The organism is Sodalinema gerasimenkoae IPPAS B-353 (genome assembly GCF_009846485.1).
GTDB lineage: Bacteria > Cyanobacteriota > Cyanobacteriia > Cyanobacteriales > Geitlerinemataceae > Sodalinema > Sodalinema gerasimenkoae.
The window spans coordinates 1-19,545 of record NZ_ML776472.1 but is presented as its reverse complement, the minus strand read 5'-3'; the positions used below and the strand labels follow the sequence as shown (position 1 = coordinate 19,545).

Sequence of the window (19,545 nt, the reverse complement as noted above, 5' to 3'; positions counted from 1 at the left end):
CGGTTTGAATCGGGTGAGTGGGGGTGAAATCAGTAATTCTTTGGCTAGGTGCTGGTGCAGTCTTGAGCTAGAAAACTGCGTGGGTACTGACGAGATAAAATCGGGTTGTCTAACCTCCAACGAAGGATTAAAACTGAGGCTAACATAAAGTCCGGCTCTAGTTTAGGTGAAGCCGATCTACGCCTCACTGTCTACTATAGACAATTTGCGATCGCCCTAACCCCAAACGATAGCAATTGTTACCTTAAGAGAGTCCCTGATTTCTCAATATAACGTTCTGTAACAAGTCCCTCTCCTCAACCCCTCAGACAGCATCAAGCCGACCCAGAAGAAATCTCTAGGTCGGCTCTCTTATCAACCAGCAATCTTATAATGAGTCTTGCCGGCGGCTTTTAAGTGGGACTCAGGTGAGTGTCAGAGACTACGCACCCAACTCGGCGAAGGAGCGATTCAACATGCTCAGATGACGACGTTCGCTGCGACGAGTGTTGTTCATCATCAAACGACGAGACTGTTCTGAGACCGATTCCGCCCGTCCAGCTTCGTTGGTGCGATAGCTGACACCCCGATACTTGAGTTCAACGGTGGGTTGTTGAGTCAACTTGGGTTGAACGTTGCAGAAGCGCCAGTCTAAGCCGCGATACTTGCCAGACACTTGCGTGGGGGCTTGTGCTTCGACTTGAACCGGACTGGTTTTGTAGGTAATACCGCGATAAGTGAGTTGCATGGTTTCCGCCTCCAAAGCGTGAGATGTGCAAAGAGGCGCGTTCCTTCGGGAGTTGTCCCTACTTCCGTCTCCCCTCACTTGACCCCAATACGTTCGGAGTTTTGCGACGTGGAGAGATGAACGATTTATCTTTCTGTATCTATTGTTACGATTCTGGGATTAAATGTCAAGGCCCCCAGATAGATTGACATATTTGTTTACTCTCTTGCCCCTTGCCCTCTCTTCCCTACTGCCTACTGCCTACTGCCTACTGCCTTCTCTTCCCTTCTCCCCCCTGTTCCCTCACGGTACAATAAGTCCTTCAGTCCTCTTGCAATAGGTAGATGAATCGTGGAGCGAGCCACCCTCAAACCCGACTGGTTGCGTGTCAAAGCCCCTCAATGGCAACGAGTGGGTAACGTCAAAGAGATTCTCCGAGATCTCAGCCTCAACACCGTCTGTGAGGAAGCCTCTTGTCCCAACATTGGCGAATGCTTCAATAATGGGACCGCCACCTTCCTGATTATGGGGCCGGCCTGTACCCGCGCCTGTCCCTACTGTGATATTGACTTTGAGAAGAAACCCCAGCCTCTCGATGCCAACGAACCTCTACATTTAGCTGAAGCCGTACGGCGACTGAGGCTTAATCATGTGGTGATCACCTCCGTGAACCGGGATGACTTGCCCGACGGTGGGGCCTCTCAGTTTGTTAAGTGCATTGAGGCGGTGCGTCAAGAGTCCCCAGGAACCACCATTGAGGTGTTGATTCCTGACCTCTGTGGCAATTGGCAGGCCTTAGCAACCATCCTGGCGGCTCAGCCGGAGGTTCTCAATCATAACACCGAGACAGTGCCGCGTTTATATCGTCGTACTCGTCCCCAAGGGGACTATCAACGCAGCCTGGAGTTATTACAACGGACTCGTGAGTTAGCCCCCTGGGTGTATAGTAAATCCGGGATTATGGTGGGCCTGGGAGAAGAGGACGCCGAAGTGCGTCAGGTGATGCGGGATTTACGGGCCGTGGACTGCGATATCCTCACCCTGGGGCAATATCTGCAACCGAGCCAGAAACATCTAGGAGTTCAGGATTTTATCACGCCGCAACAGTTTGATGCCTGGCGTGAGTATGGGGAGTCGATAGGCTTCTTGCAGGTGGTGGCCTCTCCTCTGACGCGGAGTTCCTATCATGCCGAACAGGTGCGATCGCTCATGGAACGCTATCCCCGAACTCCAACCCCCGTCAATGCTGTTTTCCCCCATCCGAACTGATGACAATTTTGATTGTTGCTACCGGGAACCCCGGTAAACTCAAGGAAATGCAGGAGTATCTGGAGGAGACGAACTGGGATCTTCAGTTAAAACCCCAGGAACTCGATATTGAGGAAACTGGGACCACCTTTGCCGAAAATGCGCGCCTGAAAGCCGTTACTGTGGCCAAAGCGACGGGACAATGGGCGATCGCCGATGATTCGGGATTGGCGGTCGATGCCCTCGACGGTCGCCCTGGCATCTACTCGGCGCGTTATGGGGCCAATGATGGCGATCGCATCCAACGGCTGTTACGGGAACTCGCCGAGACCCGCGATCGCCGGGCCCAATTCATCTGTGCCATCGCCCTGGCCAATCCCCAAGGGGCGATCGCCCTGGAAGTCCAAGGCTGTTGTCCCGGGACAATCCTAGAGGCCCCTCGGGGCCAGGGAGGATTCGGCTACGATCCCATCTTCTGGGTCGAACAGCAGCAGCAAACCTTCGCCGAAATGGCCCCCGAGACCAAAAAAGCCTGTAGTCATCGGGGTTTAGCCTTTAAGCAACTGCTGCCCAAACTCGCTCAACTCTAGCCCGAGGACGAGGTTTGGCTGAGTTTGGCGAAGACCTCATCCAAGACGGGGGGGAGACGGCGCATAATTTTGCCCTTTTCGCGATCGACCGTTACCAAGGTAATGCGCGCACTGAGAAAGGGATCTCCCCCCTCCATCGGCACAATCTGGTAGTCCCAATTGAGGCGGACCCCCGCCCCCGGTTCCATGGAGGTTCGCACAATGGCCGTCTCACCTAGACGCATGGCTCGGTGATAGCGAGTGGATAACTCCACCACTAACAACTCGCAGCCGAGGGCCACTAAGTCCGCGTAATCAATGCCAATCGATCGCAGACATTCAACTCGGGCCTCTTCCATCCAAGCAATATACTGTCCATGCCACACCACACCCCCATAATCCGTATGGTGAGGATGGGCGCGGACGGGATACTCGAACCATAAGCCATCGCCAGCGACCAAGCGGTTTTGGATTGCCCCAGTGGGGAGATGTTCTGAATCGCGCATCACAAACTGTTTCAAAACGCTACATTTCTACAAATTTTGGGCCGGTTATCGGGCTTATCCTTAATCTTAGTGTCGTTGCACAGGTTTGGGCACACCGCAGCCGAACGGTACACCCTGACATCACATGTTGTCAATACCCAATACTAAAACTATGATTGAAAGAATTCTTGTTGCCGTCGCCGGACGGGGGTTGTGCGAAGAGATGCTCAACCAACTCCTTGAGATTCCGGAGATTCAGCGAGCTGAAATTACAGTCCTGCATGTGGTTCCCCCCCAAGTCTCCGCCGATCTTGTCTCTGAAAAACTCGAAGAAGGGGGACGAGTCCTCGCTCAGGCCGTCAAATCCCTGAAAGTTGATCCCAGTAAAATCAACCCACGACTCAAGCAAGGGGACCCCAAAACTATCGTCTGTGACGTAGCCAAAGAAGAAAACGCCGACTTGATCATCATGGGATCTCGGGGACTGGGTCGTCTGGTCTCTATTTTGGAGAACTCCGTCAGTCAGTATGTGTTCCAACTGGCCGATCGCCCCATGTTGCTCGTTAAAGATGAGGTCTATGTCAAACGCCTTAAACGGGTCATGGTCGCCCTCGATGCCTCAGAATCAGCCCAACAGTCCCTGGATTTGACCCTATCTTGGGTTAAGGATCTCAAGGATGCTAAATTGATCCTCACCCACGTCAATCCTCCAGACAAGAACGTGGCCCCAGAGAACGACCCAGTCTTGAGAGCCGCTAGCGAGAAGGCCAAACGCCTCGGCCTACAAACCCAAAGCCTCATCGCTTCCGGGAAAGCCGGCCCCGAGATTTGCTGCCTTGCTGAAGATAACAATGTCGATTTGTTGGTCTTAGGGTCTCCCGACCGTCGCCCCAACATTGCTAAAGCGTTACCCGACTTAGATCGTCTGCTGGGTCAATCTCTCTCGGACTATGTTCGCGTCTATGCCAACTGTCCCGTTTTGTTGGCCCGTTAGTCCCCCTGAAACCCCTCACGCAAAACCCCCCAGCTTTGACCAAAACTGGGGGGTTCGCCGAAGCAGGATGAGCTGATACGGATCGTATACTTAGCTCTCCCGGCTTTGGGTCTGGATATACAGAATTAACAAGAAAACCGTGGGCACGAGCACAAATAAAAGACTCGCTACAAAACCAAGATCATTAACTTCCATAGAAAGCCTCGAGCATCTTAAACAATGAAGCTTCTCTAGGATATCATGGCTTGGTTTTAATGCTCACCTCACCGTTGACCTGTACTTGACAAGCCAAACGATAGCTGTCGGGTTTCTTACGCAACTTCCGCTTTTCTGTTTCCGTTGGCGGCGATAGGTTCTCCATCCCCTCAATGACCTCAACAATGCAGGTTCCACATTGTCCGTAGCCACCACAGTTCGTCAGCTTGCCCCAGGTTTTGTAGACATCAACTTTATTTTCAAGGGCTTTAATCCGTAAATTTGCACCATCGGCCGCGACGACTTCCAAGTCCTCGTTAACAAACTTAATATTAGCCATGGGTACTCTCCATCTGTGGGTTTGGCTTACAACAACTAGGGGGCGGTTTTATGTTAACAATCTTTACGTTTTTTGTAAAATATTGTTAATCACCTCGTCCCCGAAGCTGAGGTCTGGTGGCTTTGTGGCCCCCCGACCATCCCCCCTCAGAGCCGTCCTTGAATCTCATCAATGAAGGGATAATTGCTGACGGCACGCTGCAACTGAGCCAAGGAGCGGTTGTAGCCCAAAATAGCCGTGACTAGGTTCCCCCGAGCTTGGGTTAAATCATTTTGAGCTGCAATCACATCGGTTTGGGTTCCCACCCCGGCTTGAAATCGCAAACGGGCTAAATCAAGACTTTCCTCAGCTAATTCGAGGGCGGCGGTGGCTCGACTGACGTTTTGGAGGCGGGAGTCGAGTTGATAGTAGGATTCTTCCACCTCAGAGCGCACTTGGTTGCGAGCATCAGCAAAGCGGACCGATGCCGACTCTTCCTGGGCTTCAAGTTGTCGAATGGACGCTGCTCTGGCACCTCCATCAAAGAGATTCCACTGCATTTGGGCCCCGGCGGAGTAGCCTTCGGTTAAGCCGCTGACCCCATCGCCAGAGGTCGTCACCAAGTTTGCCGAACCAAACACGGAGAATTGGGGAAGTCCCTGCGATCGCACCACCCGTTGTTGTTCCTGAGCAATATCGCGATCAATCAGTTCCTGTTGCAACTCAGCCCGATTGCGGAAGGCCAAAATAATGGTTTCATCGAGAGGCAACTCCCAGACCCCTGCTAAATCAACCGGATCAGCGGCGGCCAGATCCACCGATTGGGGCACATTTAAGATCCGCGCTAACTGCCGCCGTGACACCCGCTGTTCTGCCAAGGCTTCATTGAGAACCTGCTGGTCATTGGCGAGCTGAACTTCTGCCCGCAAGACATCAAAGCGAGTTCCGACCCCAGCAGACTCCAGAGACCGAGCATCCCGTAAACTCTGTTCAGCATTTTCCACGGCTGCCCGGCCAATCTGCACATTCATATCCGCTTCTTGGATATTGTAGTAGGCATTCTGAACCTGTAAGCGGACCTGTTCAAGCTGTTGCTCAATCTGTAATTCCGTGTTGTGAACCTGGGCTTGTGCCGCCGCAATTCGTCCGGAGCGCCCGCCGAAATCAAACACCGTATAGTTGACACTCAGTTCTGTATTCCAGGTGGTTGAGGTGGGGTCACCTTGAGTGGGCGATCGCTGGCCGAGGGTTTCTTCCTGGCGGCGGATACTCAGACGAGCGTTAGCGGAATCACTCCAGGTCAAATTGGAGGAGAGGTTGACATTGGGGAACAAATCCGCCTGAGTTTCCCGGAGACTCGCTAGGCTTTGTTCCAAACTCAGCTGACTTTGCTGAAGATCCAGATTATTGCGAACCGCCAGTTCTAGAGCTTGATTGAGGGTAATCGGTTGTGTGCCTTCAATCTCGACCTCCTCGGGCCGTGTGGGAAAACGTAAGAAATTGGGATGAGGCTCTAAATAGGGGGGCGCCGGTTCATCGGGGTCAATGGGGCCCACCTCAAAGGGCGGAGGGAAATCAGGAATATCGGGAAAGCCAGCCCCAGGGACGATTTGAGCCTGACGGGGTGGCGAATTGCCTTCGACGGGAGTTGAGGGCGCGTCTGGCTGCAACGACTCCACAGTTCGCTCTGTCGGGATAGCGAGATCGCCGTCTGCGACGGCCTCGTTGGTTAAGTCTTTACCTAACGCTTTCGGGGTGGCTTGAACCTCAACACAATTGAGGGCGATGGCGGCTGTTAAGCTAATCACCATCCAATCACGCAATCTGGTCATATGCTTTGTCTGAAATTCGCCAAGCGTCGGACGGGTATGAGAGTCCTTTGCAACAGAAGTCTGGGCAATTCGGGATTGTCCCCTTAGCACCATAGCAGTTCATTTGCGGGGTTGGACGGAAAACGAACAAAAATTTCTGCCGCTGTGACTCCACCCCCACAGCGATCGCCCCAGAGGCATTTTCCCGGGAGGGCGATCGCGATACCATAGCATTGACATGACGACTGTCATTGTCCGAGTCCGGTTCCACGATGCCCTAAACCGCCGTGGCTCAACTCGACTCCCCAGTTGTATCCTTTTCATCTGTGTCAATTCGTTGTGAGTAGCCCCGACGCCAGCGATCTAGCCCGCATCAACTACGAAACTGCCAAAGAGGAGTTTGAACAAGGCCGTTACCGGCAAGCAGTCACCCTCCTCGAACAAGCCAGCGCCCTCAGCGAACGAGCCAGCCCCTTGGGGGGTGACATTCAGATTTGGTTGGTGAGTGCCTATCAATCTGTGGGTGACTATCCCAGCGCCATTACCCTCTGTCGTCAACTGAGCCGTCATCCCAACTGGGCCACCCGCCAACAGAGTCGTCGGCTGCTGGCAATCTTAGAAGCCCCTCGCTTAGCCTCTCGTCCTGAATGGAACGTCAGTATCCCCGACCTCAATGAGGCGGAGGTATCCCAGGCCTGCGATCGCAAAGGGTCCAATCCCAGCGGTGGCCGTCGCCCCCCCAAACCTCGACCCCTGCGGGAACCTGAGCCAATTGATCCCTCGCAAATCAACCGCTCGGACAATCAGTTTGTCTGGTTTGCCCTCATCAGTAGCCTCTTGATTCTCAGTGCCCTGATTGGCTTGAGTTGAGGTCTTTATTGAATCAGAGGACTAATGTCGATATTTTGCTCGATGAAGTCGGTGAGATTTTCCAGGAGTGTCTCCCGTTGTTCTCGATAATTCGGGATTCCCGTCGGCAAGGCCTTGAGGCCCCGCTGTTGCCGTAAACGGTTTAACCAGGTGCGGCGCCAGGGACCACTATCAAAAATCCCATGGAGATAGGTTCCCCAGATGGATTGATAGCTATCCACAACCCCTAGCTTGGCATCTTCAAACAGGGGTTGAAAGGCCTCGGTCTCCGCCAACTTGGAGCGACCACGGTGCAACTCATAGCCAGTGACATGGAGTCCTACATGGGGATAGGTGGAGGTCACAGACCGCTGACGAGCCACCTTTTGCTGAGTAATCACTGTGGTCATGGGCAATAACGACAAGCCGGAAATGCGTCCTTCCATCCCTTCGACTCCCTCAGGGTCTGCCACAAACTCCCCTAACATCTGAAAGCCTCCGGCAATGCCCAACACCGTGCCACCGGCGGACTGATAATCTAAAATCTCCTGAGCCATTCCCGACTCTTGTAACACCTCTAAATCCGCGAGGGTGGTGCGACTTCCCGGCACAATCACTGCATCGGGATAGCCTAAGGACTGTTTGAGGGACACATACTTCACCCGCACCGTCGGTTCTGCATCTAGGGGGTCAAAATCAGCAAATCCTGTTAAATGGGGCAGACGAACCACCGCCACCGTTACCTCTGGGGTACTGGGCTTGCCATCACGTTTGAGGAGATTGAGGGTCCCCTGACGAGAGCAGGCGATCGCATCCCAGGGAATCACCCCCAAGACGGGGATTCCTGTGCGTTCCTCCAACCAGGACACTGCGGCTTGACTGACTGCTTGCGGACCGCGCCATTTATTGATGACAATGCCTCGCACCAGGGCCCGTTCAATCGGTTCGAGGAGTTCCAGGGTTCCCACCACATGAGCGAGGGCCCCACCCCGCTCACTATCGACGAGCAACAGAGTTGGGGAATTGAGATAACGAGCCACCCGCATATTCGCTAAATCCGAAGCCCGCAGATGCACCTCTGCGGCACTCCCGGCTCCCTCGCAGACCAAAAGGTCGAACTCTCCCCCTAACTGGTCTAAACATTGGCGTACGATCGCCCAGCCTTCGGTCTCGGCCCAACGGTAAAACTCATTAATGCTGAGGGTTTCCGTCGTCACCCCTTTGACAATCACCTGATAGGCGGAATCTCCTTTGGGCCGAAGTAAGAGCGGGTTCATCTCCACCGCTGGAGAAATTCCCGCTGCCCAAGCCTGGAGGGCCTGGGCATAACTCATCTCGCCCCCAATTTCCGTCAAATAGGATTGTAAGCTGACGCTGGCTCCCTTAAAGGGAGAAATACGAATGCCTTGGCGGGAGAGTAGGCGACACAGTGCCGTCGTTATAATCGACTTCCCGGCTTCAGATGTTGTCCCCAACACGGTAAGGGCTTTCATGCAAAACTGCCTCTGAACAACCAATGAGATTTAACTTCCGATTGGGGCGATCGCCCCCCTGCTCCCCTGTGATGTCGCTCCAATCTTACACAGCAATTTCGTCAATGTCAGATCGTCGGCGGGGTGATAGCCGTCGCCGAACCCAGTTCAAATCCTGATGAAACCCTAAAGCCGCTAGAAAATCATGCCAGGGCACAGTAGCATAGACGATAGAAAACCTGACTTGTATCTAACCGCAACTGAGACCGAATGGCAGTTTTACACGGCAGTTGGCTCCTCGACGACAATTCCTTTTTCCTTTGGGGAGAAACCTGGCGGCGTCTCGTTCCAGATGCGATCCCCAGGGGTGAGGACATCACCGAGCATCCCTTTGCCCTCAGCCCTGAAGACCTGCATCAGTACCTCCATCAACAACAGCTTAACCTACCCTCGGATTGCCCGTCTCAGGTGCAACGGTTGCAACTGCCGAGCCAAGATGATGATAGTGGTCTGCGTCCCCTCTACTCCGCTGCCCCTGGTCTCCATGAGGCGACCCTGAGCCTGCATCCCTGGCAGGTTTCTGGCCTCAGGCTAAGTCCCCAGCAGACCCTCGACCTATTACGTCAACTGCCCTTAACCGTTGCCGAAGCGGACCCAGGGTCTCAGCAAAGCTGGCTGGGCCCTGATCTACGACTTTGGCAGCATCTGAGTCGTTGGAGTCTGGATTTATTAGCCCGAGGAAAATTTGTCCCAGGCTTGGTGCTGCGGGCTGACGGTCGCCTCGAAGCCCGCTGGCAATTGCTGCTCGATAGTCCCCGCGATAGCGATCGCCTCTACCGCTTTAGTCAACGCTTGCCCGATGCCTGTCGGGCGATCGCGCCAGAGTCATACTCCGCCACGGCTCCGGGCAACTTGCCTAGCCCCCAGGCCCTGATTCGTGGCTTCCTGAGTGCGATCGTCGATTGCCAAGTGCGGCAAATGCACCCCCATCCGGGGGACATCCCCGTTCCCCCTCTTCTCAAGGAATGGTTTACGGGGCTAACCAGCTCCCAGCCTCATCTCAATCTCAGCCTCAAACAAGCCGAACCCCTGGCCAGCACCCTCAATGCTTGGCTGGCCCCCGTCGAATCGGCTCTGTTGGGACAAAATCAATTTCGTACCGCCTTACGCCTTGACCCCCCTCGCCAAGAGGGAGACTCCTGGTCCTTAGAATTTCTGTTGCAAGCGGTTTATGACCCCAGTTTCACCATTCCCGCCGCCACCATCTGGACTCACCCGGTCGATCGCCTCAGCCTGGGGGGCCATACCATCAACCGCCCTCAAGAAACCCTCCTCAGTGGTCTCGGCTTAGCTTCACGGCTCTATCCCACCCTGGAAGGGAGCCTAGAAACCTCACGCCCCCAACGCTGTCCCCTCGATGCCATTCAAGCCTATGAGTTTCTCAAAAGCGTCCGCTGGCGACTGCAAGAAACGGGCCTAGGGGTCATCCTACCGCCGAGTTTAGTGAGTCTCGATGGCCCCTCGGGGCGTATGGGGCTACAAGTACGAGCGGAGGCCCCCAAACCCGGTCAAAGCTTGGGACTTCAGGGACTCCTCAACTTCCAATGGCAGCTAAGCCTGGGGGGCAAAACCCTCTCGAAAGCTGAATTTGACCATCTGACTAACCAAGGGAGTCCTCTGGTCGAGGTCGATGGGGAATGGGTGGAGTTGCGGGTGGCCGATGTGCGCGCCGCTCAGGAGTTTTTCAATAATCGCCAGGGAGACTTGGCCCTGTCCTTAGAAGATGCTCTGCGCATTAGTATGGGGGACACGCAAACCCTGGGGAAACTGCCGGTGGTGCAGTTTGAAGCCAGTGGTGTGATGCAGGAGTTGATGGACACCCTAACGGGGAAACGCCACCTTGAACCTCTCCCGGCTCCTGCGAGTTTTGATGCAGGAGTTGATGGACACCCTAACGGGGAAACGCCACCTTGAACCTCTCCCGGCTCCTGCGAGTTTCGCGGGGGAGTTGCGTCCCTACCAAGCCCGAGGGGTGGGTTGGTTGGCCTTCCTGGAGCGTTGGGGCCTGTGCGGGGGAGTTGCGTCCCTACCAAGCCCGAGGGGTGGGTTGGTTGGCCTTCCTGGAGCGTTGGGGCCTGGGGGCCTGTTTGGCCGATGATATGGGCTTGGGTAAAACCATCCAAACCATCGCCTTTTTGCAACATTTACAGGAACAATCGGCGCTGAATGGTCCGGTGTTATTGGTCTGTCCCACGTCGGTGTTGGGCAACTGGGAGCGGGAAGTCAAGAAGTTTGGCCCCTCTCTCTCGGTGTTGGTGCATCATGGGGCTAAACGGGCGAAAGGCAAAGACTTACGTCAGGTGGCCAAAGACCACGATTTACTGATTACCAGTTATGCTCTGGTTTATCGAGATATCAAGGCCCTACAGAGCATTGACTGGCGCATTGTGGTCTTGGATGAAGCGCAAAATGTTAAGAATCATCAAGCGAAGCAATCCCAAGCCGTGCGCCAACTGGCGAGTGATTTTCGCATTGCCTTAACGGGGACTCCTGTGGAGAATCGTCTCTCGGAACTTTGGTCGATTTTAGACTTCTTGAATCCTGGATATTTGGGGAATCCTAGCTTTTTTAAACGACGCTTCGCGATTCCAATTGAGCGCTATGGAGATACGGACTCACTGAAAACGTTGCGATCGCTGGTGCAGCCGTTTATTCTTCGCCGCTTAAAAACTGATAAGGACATTATTCAAGATTTGCCCGAAAAACAGGAGATGACAGAATTTTGTCCGTTAACCCCGAAACAGGCCCAGCGATACCAAGACTTGGTACAGGAGTCTTTAGCCGCCATCGACTCTGCCGATGGAATTCAGCGACGGGGGTTAGTGTTGGGCTTGCTGACGCAACTTAAACAAGTCTGTAATCATCCCCAGCTTTTAGGACTTAAAAACAAGAAAAGTAAAAGCGAAATCCTCAAACGTATGAGTCAGGATTCGGGCAAAATGCAACGGTTGGAAGAACTCCTAGATGAGCTGATTGCTGAGGGCGATCGCGCCTTGATTTTTACGCAATTTTCTGAATGGGGCAAAGTCTTAAAAACACATTTAGAACGACGCTTAAGCGGTGAAGTGTTGTTCCTATATGGCGCAACTCGTAAAACCCAACGGGAGGAGATGGTGGAACGATTCCAAGAAGACCCTCAGGGGCCTCGCGTTTTTATTCTCTCCCTCAAAGCTGGGGGAACGGGCTTAAATTTGACCCGAGCCAATCATGTGTTTCATGTGGACCGCTGGTGGAATCCGGCAGTGGAAAATCAAGCGACGGACCGGGTCTTTCGCATCGGTCAAACTCGCAATGTTCAGGTTCACAAGTTTGTCAGTCAGGGAACTCTAGAAGAGAAGATCCACGATTTGATTGAAAGTAAACAAGCCTTGGCAGAACAAGTGGTCAGTTCTGGGGAGTCTTGGTTAGCGGATTTGGATACGGATCACTTACGAAACCTCTTGTTGCTTGATCGCACGGCGATCGTCGAAGATGAGTAATACTCAAATGCGTATCATTAGATGGCTGTAGTCTGAATCACGCACTCATACATTTGATCCGCCGCAACAGTCCATCAGGGAACGTGGTTGCGGCTAAGACCCGCCAGAAAACTCACAGGTGGATATAGTAGTAGGGGGACAAGTCTTTCCTACAATTCCCCATCCTTCCCTAGCTTGCAGGGTGCATGTTTCCACAGACCCCCAATCCGGCTATAGGGCACCGGCAAATCTGAATGCTGCAAATACCTCTATGGATAAAACGGCGTCGCTGGCGAGGTAGTGTTTTGTCAATACTGCTGGTCATGGTTGCTGTCGTCTTCCTGGATTCTCAGGGCGGCTTTCAACGGCTCGAATGGGCAACCCTAGACTACTACCTGCGTCTGAGCCGTCCAGAGCCGCCGGAAACGCCTATTGTTTTAGTGACGATTGATCAATCTGACCTGAGGGAGCTTGGGGGATGGCCCATCAGCGATCGCATCTTAGCCGAAACCTTAGAAAACCTCCAGAACGGGAACCCAGCGGTTATTGGTCTAAACCTCTATCGAGATCTCCCGGTTCCCCCCAGTTCAGAGGCGTTGGAGCAGCTCATGGTCACGCTGCCAAACCTGGTGGGGATTTATAAACACTTTGGACGGCCCACCCCCCCACCCCCGATTCTTGCGCGTCGAGGACTGATTGGCTTTGGGGATGTTCTGCCGGATTTCGATGGCAAAATCCGGCGTAGTCTTCTGTCTCACGTGGATGAGCAGGAGGGGGTGCAATTGAGTTTTGCGGCTCGGGTGAGTCTGATGTATTTACAACGGCAGCATAATATCGAGGCCAGGATTGATCCTCAACGGGGTCTGATTCAGGTCGGCCAAGCTCGGTTTACTCCCCGGCGTCAGGTGGAGTCTGGACAGGGGCTGATGGTACGGTCTGGCTACCAAGTGGTGATGACCTGTCGTGGTCCTCATCAGAACTTCCAGGTGGTTTCTATTCGGGATCTGCTTGCTAATCCGGTTCCTGCCAACTCTCTTGAGGGCAACGTTGTTTTGATTGGTGGGGTTTCTGACCCCTTGAACCCGGGCTTTAATCAGCCGTACAGCTACAGTATTTCCGATTTAGACTATTCGAGTCTCTGGATTCATGGCAGTTTTATCAGTCAGATTTTAGGGGCAACCCTGGAGGGGCAACCCTTATTACGGCATGTCTCAGAGGGGGGTCGGTTGCTGTGGACGCTGATCTGGGCTATTGGGGGAGTGGTGGTCTCGAGTCAACTGTTAGGAGAACGGCGGTTCAAACGCCAGTCTCGTTGCCTACGCTGGGTTGTGTTGGGGGGAACCTTAGTCTTAACCGGGAGTTTACCCATGTTTCTGAGTTATCTGCTGTTGCAAGGGGGGTGGTGGCTCCCAGTTATTGCCCCCATGATGGCGTTATTTCTGACTGGGTTGAGTCGTGCCACTCAGATGCTTCGGGAACGCCAATATGAGAGCGATCGCCGTCTGTTACAGTTTCTCGAAGCCTTACCTCTGGGCATTTGCGTCCTCAACCAGGATGGTAGTGTTCACTATACGAATGCTATGGCGGATGCAATTCTGGGGGAGGTTGGGGTTCCCGGGAGTCGCGATGCTCTACGCAGGGCGGCTTCCGCCTACATTTCTGAAACTGAGCAACACTTCCCCCCAGAGAAAACTCCCGCCTCCCGGGCCTTAGAGGGTTTACCGTCTAAGGGATATACCCTGGATATCGAGTTGCAAGGAGACCGCATTCCTTTAGAAATGTGGGGGACGCCAATTTTAGACCGTCAAGGGACGGTTACGTTTGCGGTGGTAGCTTTTCAGGATATCAGCGCCCGTCGCCAGGCGAATGCCTCTCAGGAACAGGCAACCCGTGACCTATTTCAGGTCAACCAGGATTTAGATCGGGCCCTGAATATGGAAGTTCAGTTAACAGATGCGGCGGCCCGATTTGTGCCTCATGAATTTCTCTCATTTTTGGGCTATGAGAGTTTGGTGGATGTAAAACTGGGTGAGGCTGTTGCGAAAGAGATGTCGATTCTCTTTTCAGATATTCGAGATTTTACGATGTTATCTGAAAAGATGACATTGGAAGATAACTTCAACTTCATCAATGCCTATTTGTCCCGGATGGAGCCGACAATTTCCGAGAATAATGGCTTTATTGATAAGTATATTGGGGATGCCATTATGGCCTTGTTTGGTGGGGGAGCAGATGATGCTGTTCGGGCGGCGATCGCCATGTTAGACTGTCTAACGGAGTATAATAAAACCCGCCAACGGCCTGGCCGTCCACCACTACGGATTGGGATTGGCATTAATACGGGGTCATTAATGTTAGGAATTGTGGGGGGACAACATCATTTAGATACTACTGTCATCAGTGATGCGGTTAATTTAGCATCTCGAATTGAAGGACTAACTAAAATTTATGGGACGCCGCTATTGATTTCCCATGATACATTTTTGCAGCTAGAAGACACGAATTGCTATATGATTCGTCTCATTGATCGAGTGTCGGTTAAAGGTAAGTCTGAAAAGGTTTCAGTATTTGAGGTGTTTGATGCTGATCCGCCTGACATTAAACATGCTAAATTGGAGGAGAGAACCCATTTTGAACAAGCTGTGTTGTTATACCATGTGCAACAGTATGCTGAGGCAAAAACGTTGTTTGAGCATTGTCTAAATAAAATCAAACACGATCGCCCATGTGAGATTTATCTCGAACGCTGTGCCCAAGGGAACAAAACGCCTTGGGCCACCGTTGACGACTCCATAAACCCAATGTAGGGACTGGGTCTCTCGGGGTCTTCCTTATAAAGGTTAATCCCGGCGAGTGAGGGGTCAAACCCCCCATTGTAACCCCGTTGTTACTAAAGATTGCCTCAATTTCCGCAATTTAACGGATGACAAGATGCCCCTTGTCTTAAGACAATAAATGTATTGGATGGCATAACTTGCCAACGGTCATTAGGGTGCATCAACTATGGTTAACGTTCTTTGGGGTTCTCTGCCTATCATTGGCATGGGTATTGTGACACTGACTGCGATGAGCAGCTCCGCGAGCGTAGCGGCTCGGGTTAGCTTTGCGGGGTGTTGGGATGAAGTGGTCTCCACCAGTTATCACAACCGGATGTCCTCGGACGTATTCGAGCCGCGAGAGGATAACGAGGGCCAACCTCAAGAAACCGTTGGCTAACCGTCCCAGAGTGCCTGAGCAAGGGGACGGGGTCGGCCACAACAGCACTGAACGGCGCATCAGTAAAAAACTTCAGAGTGTTTCCGGGTGGAGAGGAATGGGGGGTCGTAAGTCATGACAAGGACCCCCAAGGACTCAACGTTAGAGTCTTGGAATGTTCCCTGTGAACAAGCTAAGGTTCCACGGAAAAAAAACTACTACACTGGAGAAACGAACAGTTGGAGATTGAGGGGGCCATCCACCCCCTGCTCGTCATCTCTACCCATCAGACCTCATCTGCGGACGACCATTATGCTGATCGCGCCTCCCCGATTTCGCACTCGAACGGGGCATCCTGAATCTATGTGCAGCAGTTCCCCAGTTCAACGGTTATGGCAATGGAGAGCAAGACTCGGGGCAATGGTTGGCACAACCAGCATGATTCTGGCGGCTACAACTGGAGGCTTGTTTCAGATGTTGGAGGCGGCGATGTTAGATCGCTATATTCAACATCGACCGTTGGAGGCCCCAGACCCACGACTGGTCTTGATTACGATTGATGATGATGATATAGGAGCGGCGGGTGAATGGCCCTTATCTGACCAACGGCTGGCGATGTTACTCGAACAGGTGCGATCGCAGCAGCCTCGTGTTCTAGGACTGCATCTATATCGGGATGTTCCCATTCCACCGGGGAGCGATCGCCTCTCAGAGGTTCTGGCGACCACCCCGAACCTGATTGGGATGGAAAAATATATCGGCCAGTCTGTTCCCCCACCGCCGATTTTGCAACAACTCAATCAGGTGGGATTAGCCGATATGGTGGTAGACCCCGATGGGGTGATTCGTCGGGGCCTGGTTTCAGTGCGGGGGAACGATGGCAGAATTCGGAATAGTTTTGCGGCGGCCCTGGCTTTGATGTATCTGCAAGCCGAACAAGTCCCCATTGAACCCCAGGGTTCAGGAAGTAGTCGGGTTCAGTTGGGTAAAACCTTGATCGAATCCCTGCGGCAAAATGATGGGGGTTATGCCCATATCGATGATGGCGGCTATCAGGTTATCCTTAACTACCGGGGAACTCAGGAGAACTTCGAGACCATTTCCATGAGTGACGTGCTGGCCGGTGAGGTACCGGATGACCTCTTCCGCGATCGCATTGCCATGATTGGCCTGGTCACGCCGACGTTTAAGGAGCATTACAATACTCCCTATAGTAATCGGGTGCGCGATCGCTATACTCAGATGTCGAGTTTACTGATTCACGCCAATCTCACCAGTCAACTCGTCAGTGCGGCGTTGGATGGGCGCAAAATGATTCGCTTCCCCAGCCCTGCCCTAGAATGGCTTTGGGTCTTAAGTTGGGCCGGTGCCGGAACCCTCATTAGTTGGTACTGGTGGCAAACCAGTCAGTTTCGCAACCATAAATCCCCGGCTTGGGGTCTGCTGATGGTCTATCTGGGGGGCCTCTGTCTAATTCCTCTCGTAATTGGCTATCTCGCCTTTCTCAGCGGCTGTTGGGTTCCCGTCATCTCCCCCATCTCCGCCGGACTGATGTCTAGCTTTGTGGTCAGTCTTCATAAAGTGCATCGCCTCCAGAAACTCGCCACCTGTGATGGCTTGACGCAACTGGCGAACCGTCGTTACTTTGATCTCTACCTAGAGCGCCTCTGGTGGCTGAGCCTGCGACGGCAACAGCCAATTTCTCTGATTCTCTGTGATGTGGACTACTTTAAGCCCTACAATGACACTTACGGTCATCGTCAGGGGGATGACTGCTTGCAACAAATTGCTCGGGCGTTAACTCGTTCTGTCCGCAGCGGTGATGTGGTAGCCCGGTATGGCGGTGAGGAATTTGCTATCATTCTGCCCGATACAAGCTTAAAGGATGCCATGACGGTGGCCCAACGAATGAATAACACCGTCCGTCACTTGCGGTTAAGCCATGAAACATCGGTGGTTGCACCTTATGTCACCCTCAGTTGTGGCGTCGCCAATCTCATCCCTCAACTCGAAAACAGTTCCTATGAACTGATCGAGGGAGCAGATTATGCTCTCTACGAAGCCAAAGAGAAGGGGCGTAATACTTGTGTCTTACGGCAACTTCCAGGGCAGGCCTCATCGGAGTATTAACTGATTTAACAAGAGCGTACCAGGGAATCAGTTTCGAGAGAGAATAGGGGTATATCTGTCTGTCTTCCTGACTACAAATCGACTGTTAATCCTGACTTTTTAAGATCATGTCTCAACCCACCATTGAATCGATCCTGCATGAGAAGCGCAGTTTTCCACCCTCGGCTGAGTTTTCGGCTCAGGCTCGCATCAAAAGCATGGAGGACTATCAGGCCCTGTATGATGCTGCCGCCGCTGATCCTGAAGGCTTCTGGGGCAATTTAGCTGAGAAGGAACTGGAGTGGTTCGAGAAATGGGATCAGGTCCTCGATTGGAACCCTCCCACAGCTAAATGGTTTGTCGGCGGTAAACTGAATATCTCCCATAACTGCCTCGATCGCCACCTGGGCACCTGGCGTAAAAACAAAGCGGCCCTGATTTGGGAAGGAGAACCGGGGGATTCTCGAACCCTCACCTATGGCCAACTGCATCGGGAAGTCTGTCAGATGGCTAATGTCATCAAGTCGTTTGGGGTGCAGAAAGGGGATGTGGTGGGGATTTATATGCCCATGATTCCCGAGGCGGCGATCGCCATGTTAGCCTGTGCCCGTATTGGGGCGGTGCATACCGTCGTTTTTGGCGGCTTTAGTGCTGAGGCCCTGCGGGAACGTCTCAACGATGCTTCCGCCAAATTGGTGATTACCGCCGATGGGGGCTATCGCAAAGATACAGTGGTTCCCCTAAAACCCCAAGTTGACAAAGCCCTCGACAACAATGCCATCCCCAGCGTCGACAATGTGCTGGTGGTCCGGCGGACTGGGGACGAGATGAACATGGAAACGGGCCGTGACCATTGGTGGCATGATCTGCAAAAAACTGCCTCCGCCGACTGTCCCGCTGAAGTGATGGATAGTGAGGATATGCTATTTATCCTCCATACCAGTGGCAGTACCGGTAAACCCAAAGGCGTGGTTCACACCACCGGCGGCTATAACCTCTACACCCATATCACCTGTCAATGGACCTTCGACCTGCAAGAGACTGATGTCTATTGGTGTACCGCTGACGTGGGTTGGATTACGGGCCACAGCTATATTGTCTATGGTCCCCTGTCGAATGGGGCAACGACGGTGATGTACGAGGGGGTTCCTCGTCCCTCTAATCCCGGCTGTTTCTGGGATGTGGTGGAAAAATACGGCGTGACGATTTTCTACACTGCCCCCACGGCGATTCGGGCCTTTATGAAAGCCGGGGAACAGCATCCAAAATCCCGTAATCTTTCCTCCCTGCGGATTTTGGGAACCGTTGGCGAACCGATTAACCCGGAAGCTTGGGTTTGGTATCATCGGGTGATTGGTCAGGAGCGATGCCCCATTTTAGATACCTGGTGGCAAACGGAAACGGGGGGCTTTATGTTAACACCGCTCCCTGGGGCCACTCCCACCAAACCGGGTTCAGCCACTCGTCCCTTCCCTGGCATTCTTGCCGATGTGGTGGATTTAGAGGGCAATCCGGTTGAGGTGAATCAGGGGGGCTATTTGGTAATTAAGCATCCCTGGCCGAGCATGATGCGCACGGTGTATGGGGATTTTGACCGCTTCCGCCGTAGTTATTGGGAGCATATTCAACCCAAAGATGGGCAACATTTCTATTTTGCTGGGGATGGCGCTCGCAAGGATGAGGATGGCTATTTCTGGGTGATGGGCCGGGTTGATGATGTGATTAGTGTCTCGGGCCATCGTTTGGGAACGATGGAGATTGAGTCGGCGTTGGTGTCTCATCCGGCGGTGACGGAGGCAGCCGTTGTCGGGAAACCCGATGAGTTACGGGGAGAGAGTATTGTGGCGTTTGTCTCTCTCGAATCGGAACATGACCCCTCCGAGGCGCTGGAGAAAGAGTTGAAACAGCATGTGGTTGAGGACATTGGGGCGATCGCCCGTCCCCAGGAGATTCGCTTTACGGAGGATTTACCGAAAACCCGCTCTGGGAAAATCATGCGTCGTCTGTTGCGCAATCTCGCCGCTGGTGAGGAAATCTCCGGCGATACGTCAACGCTACAAGATCGCGGTGTCCTC

The 19,545-nt window shown here is 53.2% G+C and carries 14 protein-coding genes, 1 pseudogene and 1 riboswitch; of the genes and pseudogenes, 9 read left to right on the top strand and 6 right to left on the bottom strand.

Going from position 1 to position 19,545, the window contains the following annotated elements; all coding sequences use genetic code 11:
- Positions 1 to 421: 421 nt before the first annotated feature.
- On the bottom strand, positions 422 to 727 hold the full coding sequence (locus tag L855_RS00075; protein WP_159783014.1) for a DUF4278 domain-containing protein: 306 nt from the start codon (positions 725 to 727) through the stop codon (positions 422 to 424).
- Positions 728 to 761: 34 nt separating this feature from the next.
- A riboswitch (Glutamine riboswitch) is annotated at positions 762 to 852 on the bottom strand.
- A gap of 205 nt (positions 853 to 1,057) precedes the next feature.
- Between L855_RS00075 and lipA the strand changes: the two genes are divergently transcribed.
- Both lipA and rdgB read left to right on the top strand, forming a co-directional pair.
- Positions 1,058 to 1,975 (top strand): lipoyl synthase, encoded by a 918-nt coding sequence (gene lipA / locus L855_RS00070; RefSeq protein ID WP_159783012.1) that lies wholly within the window; start codon positions 1,058 to 1,060, stop codon positions 1,973 to 1,975.
- Complete coding sequence (rdgB, locus tag L855_RS00065) at positions 1,975 to 2,544, top strand: RdgB/HAM1 family non-canonical purine NTP pyrophosphatase (protein ID WP_159783010.1); 570 nt, start codon at positions 1,975 to 1,977, stop codon at positions 2,542 to 2,544. The genes lipA and rdgB overlap by 1 nt, the downstream gene beginning before the upstream one ends.
- Here rdgB and L855_RS00060 read toward each other — a convergent pair.
- Positions 2,541 to 3,029: an acyl-CoA thioesterase gene (locus L855_RS00060; protein WP_159790872.1), complete on the bottom strand. Its 489-nt coding sequence runs from the start codon at positions 3,027 to 3,029 to the stop codon at positions 2,541 to 2,543. The genes rdgB and L855_RS00060 overlap by 4 nt on opposite strands.
- A gap of 151 nt (positions 3,030 to 3,180) precedes the next feature.
- Here L855_RS00060 and L855_RS00055 point away from each other — a divergent pair, with 151 nt between their 5' ends.
- A complete protein-coding gene (locus tag L855_RS00055) occupies positions 3,181 to 4,002 on the top strand; it encodes a universal stress protein (protein ID WP_159783008.1) in 822 nt (273 codons plus the stop codon).
- Between the two features lie 90 nt (positions 4,003 to 4,092).
- On the opposite strand, the gene psbM is transcribed toward L855_RS00055, so the two are convergent.
- The 3 genes from psbM to L855_RS00040 form a co-directional block, all read right to left on the bottom strand.
- Complete coding sequence (gene psbM / locus L855_RS00050; RefSeq protein ID WP_074162898.1) at positions 4,093 to 4,197, bottom strand: photosystem II reaction center protein PsbM; 105 nt, start codon at positions 4,195 to 4,197, stop codon at positions 4,093 to 4,095.
- A gap of 43 nt (positions 4,198 to 4,240) precedes the next feature.
- The gene (locus L855_RS00045; protein ID WP_159783006.1) at positions 4,241 to 4,537 is read right to left on the bottom strand and encodes a 2Fe-2S iron-sulfur cluster-binding protein; all 297 of its coding nucleotides are present in this window, start codon (positions 4,535 to 4,537) and stop codon (positions 4,241 to 4,243) included.
- 146 nt (positions 4,538 to 4,683) lie between these two features.
- Positions 4,684 to 6,348: a TolC family protein gene (locus L855_RS00040; RefSeq protein WP_159783004.1), complete on the bottom strand. Its 1,665-nt coding sequence runs from the start codon at positions 6,346 to 6,348 to the stop codon at positions 4,684 to 4,686.
- Between the two features lie 318 nt (positions 6,349 to 6,666).
- Here L855_RS00040 and L855_RS00035 point away from each other — a divergent pair, with 318 nt between their 5' ends.
- Positions 6,667 to 7,197 carry an outer membrane protein assembly factor BamD gene (locus L855_RS00035; RefSeq protein ID WP_159783002.1) on the top strand — a complete coding sequence of 177 codons (531 nt, stop codon included), beginning with the start codon at positions 6,667 to 6,669 and terminating at the stop codon, positions 7,195 to 7,197.
- 5 nt (positions 7,198 to 7,202) lie between these two features.
- Here L855_RS00035 and cobQ read toward each other — a convergent pair whose 3' ends face one another.
- Positions 7,203 to 8,669: a cobyric acid synthase CobQ gene (gene cobQ, locus L855_RS00030; RefSeq protein WP_159783000.1), complete on the bottom strand. Its 1,467-nt coding sequence runs from the start codon at positions 8,667 to 8,669 to the stop codon at positions 7,203 to 7,205.
- A gap of 249 nt (positions 8,670 to 8,918) precedes the next feature.
- Here cobQ and L855_RS00025 point away from each other — a divergent pair.
- The 5 genes and pseudogenes from L855_RS00025 to acs form a co-directional block, all read left to right on the top strand.
- Positions 8,919 to 12,187: pseudogene (locus L855_RS00025) on the top strand (DEAD/DEAH box helicase).
- 302 nt (positions 12,188 to 12,489) lie between these two features.
- Positions 12,490 to 14,973: a CHASE2 domain-containing protein gene (locus L855_RS00020; protein ID WP_159782998.1), complete on the top strand. Its 2,484-nt coding sequence runs from the start codon at positions 12,490 to 12,492 to the stop codon at positions 14,971 to 14,973.
- A gap of 259 nt (positions 14,974 to 15,232) precedes the next feature.
- Positions 15,233 to 15,382 (top strand): hypothetical protein, encoded by a 150-nt coding sequence (locus tag L855_RS00015; protein WP_159782996.1) that lies wholly within the window; start codon positions 15,233 to 15,235, stop codon positions 15,380 to 15,382.
- 291 nt (positions 15,383 to 15,673) lie between these two features.
- Complete coding sequence (locus tag L855_RS00010; RefSeq protein ID WP_159782994.1) at positions 15,674 to 17,491, top strand: CHASE2 domain-containing protein; 1,818 nt, start codon at positions 15,674 to 15,676, stop codon at positions 17,489 to 17,491.
- A gap of 107 nt (positions 17,492 to 17,598) precedes the next feature.
- Positions 17,599 to 19,545 (top strand): acetate--CoA ligase (gene acs / locus L855_RS00005; protein ID WP_159782985.1); only part of this gene is annotated, 1,947 nt, incomplete at its 3' end.